This is a genomic window from Shewanella carassii, assembly GCF_019670705.1.
Taxonomy (GTDB): domain Bacteria; phylum Pseudomonadota; class Gammaproteobacteria; order Enterobacterales; family Shewanellaceae; genus Shewanella; species Shewanella carassii.
Map to the genome: position 1 here is coordinate 3,068,763 of NZ_AP024618.1, position 14,262 is coordinate 3,083,024.

The window sequence follows — 14,262 nt, forward strand, 5'->3', positions numbered from 1 at the left end:
GATGGCTGACAAGAGAGTTTGGGTACTGGGCGATGGCCAACTGGGTGCCATGTTGCGTCATGCCGGCCAACCGCTGGCGATAGATGTCCGCCCGGTGGATATCATGGCGCCAAGCGATGAAAAGTTGCCGCTGACTGACACAGATATTATTACTGCCGAGCGTGAGCAGTGGCCGGAGTCGCCCCTGAGCCTGCAATTATCGCAGCACTGTCATTTCATTAATGGCCCGGTATTTGGTCGCCTCGCCGACAGATACACCCAAAAATCCCTGCTGGATCAGCTCAAGGTGGCCACAGCGCCTTGGGAACTGCTGGACGATAACACCCAAGTTAATGATCTTTATCACAAATATGGTGAAAGAGTTCTACTGAAACGCCGCACCGGCGGCTATGATGGCAAGGGGCAGCACTGGCTGAAGCAAGCCGAGTCGAGCACTATCCCGGCCGATTGGCGTAATGAGGCGATTGCCGAGCAGGCGATCCCCTTCGATGAAGAGGTATCTCTGGTTGGGGTTCGCAGCCGCAGCGGCGAGTGCTTCTTTTATCCTCTGACACTCAATCTGCATCAGGATGGTATTCTGATGGCATCGATAGCCCCCTTGGCGCGATTGCAACCATTGCAGGCCGAAGCCGAGACTATGCTCAGCAGCATAATGCATGAGCTGGAGTATGTGGGGGTGATGGCGATGGAGTGTTTCCGGGTGGGCGATCACCTGCTGGTCAATGAGCTGGCTCCCAGAGTGCACAACTCAGGGCACTGGACTCAGGCAGGCACTCATATGGATCAGTTCCAGTTGCACCTGCGGGCCTTGTGCGAATTGCCACTGATGACGCCTCAGGTTAACTTCCAGTGTGTGATGGTCAACCTGATAGGCATAGATAAGGACGACCGTTGGCTGAGCCTGGCCAATGCCGAGCTGTTCTGGTACGACAAAGAGGTGCGCCCCGGCCGTAAGGTAGGCCACCTGAACCTGTCGGTACTGGATAAAAGTGCATTGACAGACAGTATCAGCCAACTCAAACAATGGATGCCGTCACAGTATCAGGCACCGCTCACGTGGATACTGGCGGAGTTTAATTGATAAACAGGCGGGTAATAACCCGCCTTTTACCTCAATTCCAGGTATTACTTTAGGATTTTCAGAATTTGCCGGATCGGAATGGACTCAGAAAGCAGAAGATAGACACTTTGGATCTGCGCTATCACCTACTGCTTCTGTTACTGCCGCTGCTGCTGATAACCATATTGTTCTGGATCACCAGCCCTACTGACACACTGCCCTGGCTGCAGTGGGGCGGTGTTTCTATCATCTATTTCCTGGCTTATAGTCTGGGATGCTATGTCCATCAAGGTCATATTGGACGACTGTGGCAACACTTGGAACAGGTCATCGGGGTCAATGATGCCACCTTCGAGTTGGTACATCTATCCAGTCAATATGAGACCGAACACGCCTTTCTCAACGCCCTGCTGGGTAAAGCCGTTGCCATGGTCGATGGTGCCGAAATGGGCACTATCATACTGGTGGAACCCGGCAGTAATAAGCTGCACTTTGAATCGGCTGTGGGCCTGGATATGACCAAGCTAAAACAGCTGAATATGACCCTGGAGCAATCTTTTGCCTATCGTTTAACTAACGGCCAATGCGACCGGGTAGTTGTGGTCAATGATATGCGCAAAATCAACGCCGGAAGCGGTCTCAGTCTCGAAGCCCAGTCGCTATTATTGAACGCCGCCAGCCCGCCCATTCGGGCGACCCTGTCCAGTCCAATCCATATTGATAAAAAGCTCTATGCCATGCTCAACCTGGATAGCTCTTTGGTTGCCAGCTTCAGCAGCTATGACAGGGACTTGGTGGCTATTTTGACCCGCGAAGCCGCCAATGCCATCGCCCTATATCAAAAATCTCGCCAGATCCATAGGTTAGCCAACTTTGACAGCCTGACCGGATTAGCCAATCGCAAGTACTTCGAAACCCAAGCACAAAAATGGCAGCCCCAAAGTAAAGTGGAAACCATGTCTGCGCTGCTTGATATGGACAATCTGAAACAGATTAACGATACCTTGGGACACGGCGCCGGAGATTATGCCCTCAAGCGTCTGGCGACCGAGTTGAAGCACAACTTTCCTGCCCCATCGCTCATCAGTCGTTTTGGCGGCGACGAGTTTGTGCTGCTCTGCTACGGCAGCGAACTCTGGCTCAAAGAACGCTTACAGCAAGTCGAGACCCAATTGGCTACTCAGGATGTGGCGATTTATTTCAGTGTCGGCATTGCGCCTTTCAACGGCGATATTGAATCCAGCCTGAAACAGGCTGACAGCCAAATGTACTTCCATAAAAGAGCCCGCAAGAGCAGGCACACTTCCTAAGAAAAAACCTGGATCCCAATGACGGGATTGCTGCAGTAGGTAACAAGGAGAACCGATGCACAAACATCTCACCATCATGGCCATGCTGGCCGCTGCCACAATACAACCGGCGCTGCAACAGGCGCAGGCCGCACAAAACCTCTCGTCTTTAATGGTGGAAGTCCGGCAACAAGATGGTATCCCCCATTATTACAATCTGGCCAGTGGCATGCCCCTCAATGGTGAGATCTCCATCGTTCGCGATAACCAAGGTTATACCCAAGCGACTTTCTCTCAAGGATTACCCAATGGCCGCTGGCAGGTATTTCACAGCAACAATGCCAAATTGATTGAGGGCCAGTATTTCCAGGGTTATCAGAATGGCAGCTGGCGCATGTATGACCTCAGCGGCCAGATGACCGAATTACAGGTGTTCAACAAGGGCGTGCCGGAAGGGGAATGGCAAACCTTCGACAGCAATGGCCGCCTCAATGAAAGCGTATTCTACCGCAGCGGCAACAAAGAGCTGGTCAAGCGCTTCTACGCCAGCGGTAAACTCAAGGCCAGCGAAACCTATACCGATAACCTGCGCCATGGTCAGTGGCAGAGCTTCTATGAAAATGGCACCCTGGCACAAAGTCAGCAATATGCCAACAACCAACTCTTTGGCGAGTATCTGGAACAAAACAACCAGGGCGTCATCAAGATCAAGGGCAAATTCGATGCCAATGGCCAACGTCAGGGCGTCTGGCAGAGCTTTTTTGATGATGGCAGTAAAGAGAGCGAAACTCATTTCAACGCCGGAGAACGGGACGGCGAAAGCTTGAAATATCACCCCGGCGGTGAACTGGCGGTCAAATGTGCTTACCGCGCAGGTAAACGCCAGGGCCAATGCCAAACCTTCGACAATAAAGGCGTGCTGCTGGGCAATGAACTCTTCAGTGACGGCGAAAAAGATGGCCCCCAGGAGTACTTCAACAGTGAAGGCAAGCTGGTCATAGAGCAGCATTACAAAAATGGCCTGCAAACCGGTATACAGAAGCGTTTTCATCCCAATGGCCAGTTGGCCGAGCTGGAAACCTTCCACGACAGCCAATTGAGCGACAACGGTCAATATCCCCGCCATGGCAAGTATGAACGTTTCGATATCGACGGCAAGCCCCTGGAAAAGTCCCAGTTCGCCATGGGCCTGCTGGATGGCTTATATCAGCGTTTCAGCGCCGGCGTTTTGCAAGAGTCCAGCCAATGGCAACAGGGAAAACGTCACGGCGACTTTATCCGTTACTTCCCGAACGGGGAAAAACGCAGCCTGTTGCAATATCAGCATGATAAGCAAACCGGAAAGTCCATCCGCTACTTTGAAGATGGCACAGTGCAAGAACAGGGCGAAGTCATAGACGGTAAGTGGGTCGGCAAATATGAGAGCTTCTACGACAATGGCAAACCCAGGGAGTTGGCCCACTATGCCAAAGACAAGGCCGCCAAGGATTATCGTTATCCGCTCGATGGTGCCTTCAAGCGCTGGTACGCCAACGGCGATCCCAATGAGGAAGGCGCATATCTCAACGGCGACAAGGACGGGCTCTGGATTCAGTATCGCGAAGGGGTCAAGAGCCGGGAGCAGACCTTTGTCAAAGGCAAACTCAATGGCCAATATGCCGAGTATTACCATGGCCGCCGCCGGGTTACGGGGGAGTACCTGGACAACAAGAAGACAGGTACCTGGATAGACTACCGCTACGAAGAGGACGATCCTACCTTCGGCACCATCCCCGAGGGCAATGTCAGGATCAAGAGCCTGTGGCAGCTCGGCAAGTTGCATGGCGCACGCGAGCACTACAGTTTCAAGGGCGTCCTTTATCGCAAGGAAACCTATGCCAATGGCGACAAGACCGGCAACTACAGCGAGTACTATGTCGACAATGGGCAGCAGAAACTGGCCGGCGAGTTGTTAAAAGGGGCCAAAAACGGCCAGTGGCAAAGCTGGTTTGAAGATGGCATACTCGCCGCCAGTCAGGAATTCAAGGACGATGTACTGCACGGCAAGTCTGAGCAGTACTACAGTAACGGCCAGTTGAAACTGCAGGCCAACTACTGGCAGGGAAAACTCGATGGCAAACTGAGCCAGTACTTCCAAAATGGCAAACCACAGAGCCATGAACAGTGGCTCAAGGGCCAGAAAGAGGGTGAAGCAAGTTACTTCCACAACAACGGCAAGCTGGCCGAGAAAGGCACCTTCCTCAGGGATAGAAAAGAGGGGCTGTGGCAGACCTTCTGGACCAATGGCGAAAAACGTACCGAAGGCAGCTATATCAGCAATCGTGAATCCGGCGACTGGAACTTCTACGATCAGTTCGGCAAGCTGATAAAGACAGAGCATCACGGCTAAGCTAGTACAGTTAAACGCCCGTGATTGAGCAGATAGCCATTCGCTGCAACGCGAGTGGCATTTTGACGTTTCCATGTCACTACTGTTTGATTGGTTCGCAGGTCTTTTGCCGCTGAGCCCCGATTCAGCACTCGAAGTCGATGACAATTCAACGACGATATTTAGCCAATCCAATATAGTCACCGCCAGGCGAGATAACTCACATATAAAAAATCAGCCGTAACTCGAGTTACGGCTGATTTTCGAGCCGGGAAAAACTCCGCGGCGATATCAAACTGACATAGAGCCTAGATATCAAGCTTAAGAATCAAGCTTGAGTATCGATGCCTTCACCGCCCTTGGACACCATTACCATGGCGGGACGCAACAGACGTTCGTTGAGCTGATAGCCCTTCTGCATCACCAGCATTACAGTATTGGCCGGAAACTCGGCGCTTGGCTGCATGCCAATGGCCTGATGCTGCTCAGGGTTAAAGGCTTCACCCATAGGATCTAGCTGCTTGACACCGAACTTCTCAACCGCAGATAGGAAGCTCTTCAGTGTCAGTTCAACCCCTTCAAACAAAGGCTTGGTGGCTTCATCGGCCTTGTCGGCACCCACCAGAGCACGCTCCATGTTATCGATCACCGGCAGCAGCTCATTGCTGAACTTTTCCAGCGCAAACTTATGCGCCTTCTCTACATCCTGCGCCGCGCGGCGACGAATGTTTTCAACTTCAGCAGCGGCTCGGATAACAGAATCCTTCTGCTCCTGAACTGTCGCCTGCGCGTCAGATAAAGCCTGCTCCAGCTCCTCAATACGGAAATTCGCCTGAGTCAGCTCGTCGATAATGCCGCCTTCCTCAGCTACGCCCTCAGTGGTTTCAACCTGTTCAACCACTTCTTCGACCTGTTCCTGCTCTGCTTTAAATGACTCTTTGTTCATTTCTACTCCAGCTAAAAATGCTTTGTTTCTGCATACTCTGGGCATATTATGGGGATCAAATTGACCGTTTCAACCCCCAGAGTTCCCAAAATCTATGTCCACTGAGTTTCATACTATAGGCCTGATAGGAAAACCCCACCATCAGGGGACCAACCTGACCCTCAAGCGCCTGCATCACTGGCTGAAAATGCAAGGTTATGATGTCTTGGTGGAAGAGCGAGTCGCGGCCGAACTCGGAAAAGATGTTCGAGCCGTGGATCTACTTGAAATTGGTGAACATTGCGATCTGGCGATAGTCGTTGGTGGTGATGGCAATATGCTGGGTGCGGCTCGGGTATTGGCACGCTTCGATCTCGGCGTTATCGGCGTCAACCGCGGCAATCTGGGCTTTTTAACCGATCTGCCTCCGGATGCCTTTGAAGAGTCTCTGGCCAAGGTACTGGATGGAGAGTTTGATACTGAACACAGATTTCTGCTGGAGGCCGAGGTGTATCGCCATGGCGAAGTGAAGGCCAGCAATACCGCCGTCAACGAAGCCGTGCTGCACCCTGGCAAGATTGCCCATATGATCGAGTTTGAGGTCTATATCGACAACCATTTCATGTACAGCCAGCGTGCCGATGGCATGATAGTGTCGACCCCGACCGGCTCAACCGCCTATTCGCTGTCGGCCGGCGGTGCGATACTGACCCCCAACCTAGAAGCGCTGATCTTGGTGCCCATGTTTCCCCATACCCTCTCCTGTCGTCCCATAGTGGTCGATGCTTCCAGCACCATCAAACTGGTGGTGTCACCGGAAAACGGCGAAAACCTGGAAGTGAGTTGTGATGGTCATGTCACCTTATCTGTGATGCCGGGCGATGAAATCTTGCTGAAACGCAGTCAGGAACGACTCAAACTGATCCATCCGAAGGGACACAACTACTTTCACGTATTGCGCAACAAACTGGGCTGGGGAAGTAAACTTTTCTGACCTCACCCCTCAAAGCCTTTTACTGCCGAATAACAAACCCACACCAATCCAAGCACCTTCTCCCGAAAGGTGCTTTTTGTTATTTGATTTCAGAAAAATGTAAAACAGCCACCGCGTGACCCAGATCACAAAACACCACCCCGTAAAAAACAGTGAGCCAAGTCACTGACAAAACAAAGGTCTAAAATAAATTATCTAGTTGATTTACATGTAAATAATTTAAAGAAGACACAATCCAAAAGTCACTAAATGCCAATAGATGTGACATTGATCACACTATAATTTTCAATAGTACGCCTAGATTTCAATCATAAATGAAATAACAGGATCACTTTATTACCGTTTCGAGTAAAACAAGGCCATAATCCCGGGCCTAGGGGGCTGTTTTTCCACCTCATCCGCTCAAGTGCCAGAAAACAATCAATTCAACAGTGATCTTGATCACATTAAACTTTGCAACAACACAGGGGCGGTTCTCATAACCAAAAACTAAACTGAGATACAAATAGCAAGATGATCCAGATCATTTTGGTTCGGGGTAAATTAATCATGATAAGCACGCAAAACTACAAAAATGGGAAAGGCGACAGCACTTTCTCAACACCACAATAAGCACAAGCAACATATGAAATTTTGAAATGATGAGGCAACCATGACATTTCTACAGTTACTCGCAAGCCTAACCCCCGTGATCAGCGTCATGCTGTTCCTGGTATTGCTCCGAATGCCCGCATCCAGAGCCATGCCTATCTCCATGGTGATCACCGCCCTGGCAGCCGTTTTTATCTGGCAGATGGACACCACTCTGCTGGCCGCCTCGGTGGTTGAAGGTTTGCTGTCGGCAATTACCCCTTTGACCATCATCTTCGGTGCGGTATTCCTGCTCAACACCCTGAAATACTCGGGAGCCATGGATACCATTCGCGCCGGATTTACCAATATCAGCGCAGACGCCCGGGTTCAGGTGATTATCATCTGTTGGCTGTTCGGCTCTTTTATTGAAGGCTCTGCCGGTTTTGGTACACCCGCCGCCATCGGTGCTCCACTGCTGGTGCTCTTGGGTATTCCGCCGGTCGCCGCCGCCGTGGTTGCGCTGATCGCCGACTCAACGTCAGTGTCTTTCGGCGCCATTGGTCTGCCGGTGCTATTTGGTATGGAGCAGGGGCTGCTCGAAGGCGGTACCAGCATGGCTGCAGCGCAAATTGCCGAACATGGCGGTCACTTCAGTGATTATGCTCAGTTCATTGCTATGCATATGATCACCATAGATCTGATAACAGGTACGCTGATCCCCTTGGTGATGGTGTCTGTACTGACAGGCTTCTTCGGCCGCAACAAATCCTTCAAGGAAGGCTTTGCCATCTGGAAATTCGCCCTGTTCGCCGGTATGGCCTTTACCATCCCAGCCTGGCTGATCAACTTCTTTGCCGGCCCGGAATTCCCTTCAGTGATTGGCGCGCTGGTCGGCATGGCACTGGTTATCCCGGTTGCCCGCAAAGGCTGGTTACTGCCGAAAACACCTTGGAATGACTTTGCCGAAAACGACAAAGAGGGTGACACGGCTCAAGTGGAAACTAAGGCACGTTTCTCTCAGTTGGCCGCCTGGACGCCCTACCTGATCATGGCCGGTCTCTTGGTGCTTTCACGCGTGGTACAGCCACTGAAAGTCTGGCTGAACAGCTTCAACATCAGCTGGACCGGCTTGCTGGGCACTGAGCTCAAAGCCGGATTCGCCACCTTCTTTGCACCGGGTGCCTTCTTTGTTGCCGTGTGTATTCTGGGCTTCTTCCTGTTCAGAATGAACTCCAAGGCCATTAAAGAATCGGTCACGGTTTCCTGCAAATCCATGGTGCCAACCATTATCTCCTTGGGCGCCTCTGTGCCTATGGTGAAAATCTTCCTCAACTCAGGCACCAACAGTGCCGGTCTGCAATCCATGCCGGTTGCGCTGGCCGATATGCTGGCCGGAAGCCTCGGCAGTGTTTGGGCCTGGATTTCCCCGATAGTCGGTATTTTCGGTGCATTCCTGTCGGGTTCGGCCACCTTCTCCAACATGATGTTCTCCGGCCTGCAGTACAGTGTGGCCGATAACATCGGGGCCAACCATGCACTTATCCTGGCACTACAGGGGATTGGTGCCAACGCCGGTAACATGATGTGTGTAATGAACGTGGTCGCGGCAGCAACTGTGGTCGGTATGGCAGGTCGCGAATCTGAAATCATCCGCAAGACTATGCCTGTGGCGCTTGGTTATGCCTTAGTGGCCGGCACCCTGGCGGTGATCTGGGGCGGGTTCTAAAACAATAATAATCCTTGAATAAGGCAGTCGCCGCCGGCGCTGCCTTTATTTCCAAATTCTATGTGTAGAGAAATGTCTTATGTCTATCAACTATGAAGCCGTGATCCGCGATCTGCGCAAGCAGGTGGGAGAAGCCGCCGTCAGTGACGATCCTGTACGCCGTTTTGCCTGGTCAACCGATGCCAGCTATTTCCGAATAGTGCCCGAAGTGGTGGTACATGCCGAAGATCTGGAGCAGGTAAAACGTACTCTAGCGGTGGCCAGAAGTTATGGCGCTCCAGTGACTTTCCGCGCCGCGGGTACCAGTCTGTCGGGTCAGGCCATAGGTGAAGGCATCTTGCTTATCCTGGGATTCGACGGTTTCCGCACCCTGGAGATCAGTGAAGACAACAACAAGGTCACCCTGGGGGCTGCAGTTATTGGCGCCGATGCCAACGCCGCCCTCAAACCCTTGAATAAAAAAATTGGTCCGGATCCAGCCACACTGGCTTCGGCCATGGTGGGTGGTATCGTCTCCAACAACGCTTCCGGTATGTGCTGCGGTACGGCTCAAAACAGCTACCAAACTATTTCGTCTGTCAAACTGTTGCTGGCCGATGGCACTGAGCTGGATACCGGCAGCGAAGAGTCCAGAGAAGCCTTCCGTCAGTCACACCCCGAGCTGCTCAAGGCGTTGGCAGACTTAGGTGCGATGGCCCGCGGTAATGAGACTCTGGCAGCGCGAATTCGCAAAAAATTCGCTATCAAAAATACCACAGGGTATAGCCTCAACGCCCTGGTGGATTTCGAAGATCCCTTCGATATCATCAACCACATCATAGTCGGCGCCGAAGGTACCCTGGCGTTTGTTAACGAAGTCACCTATCACACAGTGGACGAGGCCAAATTCAAGGCCTCTGCCATGGCGGTATTCTTCAATATGGAGGATGCTGCCCGGGCAATCCCTCCTATTCAGGGCGAAAGCGTGGCCGCAGCCGAACTGCTGGACTGGGCCTCCATCAAGGCGGTTACCGGCAAGAAAGGTATGCCAGATTGGCTGACTGAATTGCCGGAAGGCGCTGCGATTTTGCTGATAGAATCCCGCGCCAACGATGATGAGACTCTGGAGCGTTATACCCAGGATGTGATTACCAAGCTTTCACATATTGAGACCGAGCGCCCCATCTGCTTCAGCCGCGACCCAGCCGTATACGGTCAATACTGGGCGATGCGCTCAGGCCTGTTCCCCATTATCGGTGGCGAGCGCCCCAAAGGCACTTCGGTGATCATCGAAGACGTGGCGTTCCGGGTTGAAAACCTCGCCAGTGCCGCCCACGATCTGACCGAACTGTTCCATAAGCACGGCTATCCTGAAGGGGTGATCTATGGCCATGCACTGGCCGGTAACTTCCACTTTATCATCACCCCTAAATTTGCTTCCCAGGCCGATATCGAGCAGTTCCATCAATTTATGGAAGCGGTCGCCGATATGGTGATCAACAAGTATGACGGCTCCATGAAGGCCGAGCACGGCACCGGCCGCGCCGTAGCACCTTTTGTGGAGATGGAATGGGGCAGCGATGCCTATACCCTGATGAAGAACATCAAGCAGATCTTCGATCCCGAAGGCCTGCTGAACCCAGGGGTTATCCTTAACGACGACAAACAGGTACACATCAAAAATATCAAACCCTGTCCCGTAGTGGACGATCTGGTAGATAAGTGTATCGAGTGCGGCTTCTGCGAGAAGACCTGCCCCACCTCGGCGCTGAACCTGTCCCCAAGACAACGGATAGCCACCTTGCGTGAAATCGAACGTCTGGAGCAAAGCGGCGATAAAGAAGCCGCCGACAAGATGCGCGCCGCCGCCAAATACGATGTGGTGGATACCTGCGCCGCCTGTCAGCTGTGTACCATTGCCTGCCCGGTAGACAACAGCATGGGTCAACTGGTTCGTAAGCTGCGTACTCCTTACATCACCACCACAGAGCAGAAGGTTCTCGACTTCCAGGCCAAACACTGGGGTACGGTCAACCAAGCGCTTAGCACAGGTTTTGATGTGTTGGGCACAATACACAAGCTCACGGGTACGGGTATCACTTCAGGGCTGATGAACATGGGCCGGGCGATTTCCAAAGAAGTGCCTTACTGGAACCCGGATTTCCCCAAAGGTGGCAAGCTGCCCAAGCCATCGGCTCCCAAGGCCAACCAGGAAACCGTGGTCTACTTCGCCGCTTGCGGTGGCCGCACCTTTGGTCCAACACCGCTGGATCCCGATGATCGCACCCTACCTGAAGTGGTCGTGACCTTGCTGGAACGCGCCGGTTATAACGTGATCACACCGGACAATACCCGCAATCTGTGCTGTGGCCAGATGTGGGAATCCAAAGGGGATTTCAAGAATGCCGATATGAAGCGCGATGAGCTTATCGAGGCGGTCAGCGCCATGACCGAGGGCGGCAAGCTGCCTGTAGTCGTCGATGCCCTGTCCTGCACCTACCGCGCTCTTTCCGGCAATCCCAAGGTTGAGCTGCTGGATCTGGTCGAATTCCTGCACGACAAGGTGTTACCCAAACTCACCCTCACCAAGAAGGTCAATGTGGCACTGCACCTGGGTTGTTCGGCGCGTAAGATGAAGCTGGAACCCAAGATGCAAGCCATCGCCGATGCCTGTTCCGACAAGGTGCTGCGCCCGGCCGGGGTCGACTGTTGTGGTTATGCCGGTGAGAAAGGTCTCTACAAACCTGAGATCAACGCCTCGGCACTGCGTAACATCAAGAAACTCATTCCCACCGACTTCAAGGAAGGCTACTACGCCAACCGTATGTGTGAAGTGGGCCTGAGCCACCACAGTGGCATTTCCTACCGCCACTTGGCCTATCTGCTGGAAGAGTGCAGCCGCTGATAACGGTCAGAGGGAGCCTATGTCTCCCTCTTTTTTCATCTGTGTTAGTAAACAGAAATGCGTTCGGATTAACGAACAAACTAAATGACAAAAAACCAATTAATATCAAGTGGTTACAATTTTTCCATTTTTGCAAAAAAGATTTTAATCATTTACTGAATTAGCACTATTTATTGTGTGGTTATAAGCTTATATTCAAACATATTTACCCTGTGTCAGATGGTGTTTACACAAAGAGTCAGAAACAAGCTGACCACATCGGACATAGATAATGTCGGTTAACGCAAGCAACATCCAATTAGGAAACACCAAATGAAGATAGCCTTGTTTATTCCCTGTCTGGTCAACCAGATGCTGCCGGATGTGGCCATTGCCACCTTGGAACTGCTGGAAAAACTGGGGCACCAGGTGATTTTACCTGAAGGCCAAACCTGCTGTGGTCAACCCATGACCAACTCGGGTTGTTTTGACGAAGCCCGCAAGACCACTATGAAGCTGCTCAATGCATTCAAGGGTGTCGAATGTGACGCTATCGTCTGTCCAGCTGCTTCCTGCCTGGTAGCAGCCAAAGAAAACTTCCACGAGTTTGATGACAGCCCTGAAGCCGCGGCCGTGATTGCCAAGCTCTATGAGTTGACCGAATTCCTGCATGATGTCGCTCCGGTCGAGAGCTTCCCTAAAGCCTTCCCGCACAAGGTGAGCCTGCAGCTGAGCTGCCACGGTATCCGTATGTTGGATCTGGCGACCCCAAGCGAATACATGGGCCCACGTTACAACAAGATGGAAGCCCTGCTGAAGCGTATCCCCGGTATTGAGATCACCTACCCGGAACGCTACGACGAATGCTGCGGCTTCGGTGGTACTTTTGCAGTGGATGAAGGCGCGGTGTCAGCCAAGATGGGCAAAGACAAGGCTCACGCTCACGCAGATACCGGCGCCGACTTTATTGTTGGCTTCGATCCATCCTGTCTGATGCATCTGGATGGTACTGTCCGCCGTCAAAAACTGCCGATAGAAACCCGCCACCTGGCACAGATCCTCAACGCTGCCATTTAGGGAGATAGTTATGTCACAGACACAAGGGGCGAATGTCCACGCCAACCAGGCAGAGATCTTCTGCCGCGATGAGTCCAGGGTCGATTGGCATTCCAAAGCTCTATGGGTGCTGCGGGAAAAGCGTGACCGCGCTGCCGGCAGCCTGCCTGAATGGGAACAGCTGAGGGATCTGGGTTCGGCTATTAAGCTGCACACTCTGACTAATCTGGCTAAATATCTAGAAGAGTTCGAAGCCAACTGTATCCAGAACGGGATTCAGGTGCACTGGGCTAAAGATGGTGCCGAGCACAACCGTATCGTGCATGAGATTCTGGCCAGCCACCAGGTGAAGAAACTGGTGAAATCCAAATCCATGCTCACCGAAGAGTGTCACCTTAACCCCTTCCTCGAAAGCAAGGGCATAGAGGTCATAGACACAGACTTGGGTGAACGCATCATTCAGCTGAAAAAACAGCCACCTTCACATATCGTGGTCCCCGCCATTCACCTCAAGAAAGAGGAAGTGGGCGACCTGTTCCATGAAAAACTAGGCACCGAAGCCGGCGCCAGCGATCCAACCTATTTGACCCGTGCCGCCCGTGCCCATCTGCGTGAGCAATTCCTCAGTGCCGATGCGGCCATGACAGGGGTTAACATGGCCATCGCCGACAAGGGCGCAGTAGTTGTCTGTACCAACGAAGGTAACGCCGACATGGGCTGTAACCTGCCTAAGCTGCAGCTGCACTCCATGGGGATAGACAAGCTGGTACCATCGGTAGAAAGCGCTGCCGTTTACCTGCGTACTCTGGCCCGCAACGCCACCGGCCAGCCGGTAACCACTTACTCCAGCTTCTACCGCGGTCCTCAGGCCGGTGGTGAGATGCACGTCATCATTGTGGACAACGGCCGCACCGAGATGCTCAAGGACAAGATCCTGGCCGAGTCGCTCAAGTGTATTCGCTGTGGAGGCTGTCTGAACACCTGCCCAGTGTATCGTCGCAGCGGTGGTTACAGCTACAACTACACCATTCCAGGCCCAATCGGCATCGCCGTTGGCGCCCAGCACGATGACACCAACTCCATCGCCTGGGCTTGTACCCTGTGCGGCTCTTGCTCCTACGTGTGCCCTACCAAGGTGCCATTGGACAAGATCATCTTCCGTCATCGTCGCCTCAAGGCCGAGTCGGGTCAACTGCCTTATGGTAAAGGCGGTTATATGCCATTAGTCGGCAAGTTTATGGCCAGCACCACTATGCTGAACTGCTCCATGAGCATGGCAAGACTGGGCTTGAGAATACTGCCCGGCAGCCTGCTCAAGCCATTCTCTGGCGCTTGGGGTAAATACCGTGAACTGCCCAAGGCACCCGCCTCCAGTTTCGAGGCCTGGTTCAAGAAAAACAGGAGCTAA

Annotated in this window: 9 protein-coding genes; 8 read left to right on the forward strand and 1 reads right to left on the reverse strand. The window is 52.7% G+C overall.

Annotated features, from left to right (window positions below; genetic code table 11):
• Nucleotide 1: 1 nt before the first annotated feature.
• From purK to K5621_RS13905, 3 genes are all read left to right on the forward strand, one after another.
• Complete coding sequence (gene purK / locus K5621_RS13895) at nt 2-1,081, forward strand: 5-(carboxyamino)imidazole ribonucleotide synthase (protein ID WP_221049525.1); 1,080 nt, start codon at nt 2-4, stop codon at nt 1,079-1,081.
• Between the two features lie 65 nt (nt 1,082-1,146).
• The gene (locus K5621_RS13900) at nt 1,147-2,370 is read left to right on the forward strand and encodes a sensor domain-containing diguanylate cyclase (protein WP_221049526.1); all 1,224 of its coding nucleotides are present in this window, start codon (nt 1,147-1,149) and stop codon (nt 2,368-2,370) included.
• A gap of 76 nt (nt 2,371-2,446) precedes the next feature.
• Nucleotides 2,447-4,738, forward strand: a complete 2,292-nt coding sequence (locus K5621_RS13905; protein ID WP_342370171.1) for a toxin-antitoxin system YwqK family antitoxin — start codon at nt 2,447-2,449, stop codon at nt 4,736-4,738.
• 307 nt (nt 4,739-5,045) lie between these two features.
• On the opposite strand, the gene grpE is transcribed toward K5621_RS13905, so the two are convergent.
• Entirely contained in the window at nt 5,046-5,663 is a 618-nt protein-coding gene (grpE, locus tag K5621_RS13910; protein ID WP_100145218.1) for a nucleotide exchange factor GrpE, read from the reverse strand.
• A gap of 94 nt (nt 5,664-5,757) precedes the next feature.
• Between grpE and nadK the strand changes: the two genes are divergently transcribed.
• The 5 genes from nadK to K5621_RS13935 all read left to right on the forward strand — a co-directional run bounded on the left by nadK (nt 5,758) and on the right by K5621_RS13935 (nt 14,262).
• The gene (gene nadK, locus K5621_RS13915) at nt 5,758-6,636 is read left to right on the forward strand and encodes an NAD(+) kinase (RefSeq protein ID WP_100145216.1); all 879 of its coding nucleotides are present in this window, start codon (nt 5,758-5,760) and stop codon (nt 6,634-6,636) included.
• Between the two features lie 652 nt (nt 6,637-7,288).
• Entirely contained in the window at nt 7,289-8,935 is a 1,647-nt protein-coding gene (locus K5621_RS13920; RefSeq protein ID WP_100145214.1) for an L-lactate permease, read from the forward strand.
• A 79-nt stretch (nt 8,936-9,014) separates the two neighbouring features.
• Nucleotides 9,015-11,819 carry an FAD-binding and (Fe-S)-binding domain-containing protein gene (locus K5621_RS13925; RefSeq protein WP_221049528.1) on the forward strand — a complete coding sequence of 935 codons (2,805 nt, stop codon included), beginning with the start codon at nt 9,015-9,017 and terminating at the stop codon, nt 11,817-11,819.
• Nucleotides 11,820-12,131: 312 nt separating this feature from the next.
• Nucleotides 12,132-12,875: a (Fe-S)-binding protein gene (locus K5621_RS13930; protein ID WP_100145210.1), complete on the forward strand. Its 744-nt coding sequence runs from the start codon at nt 12,132-12,134 to the stop codon at nt 12,873-12,875.
• A gap of 10 nt (nt 12,876-12,885) precedes the next feature.
• Nucleotides 12,886-14,262: a lactate utilization protein B gene (locus tag K5621_RS13935; protein WP_100145208.1), complete on the forward strand. Its 1,377-nt coding sequence runs from the start codon at nt 12,886-12,888 to the stop codon at nt 14,260-14,262.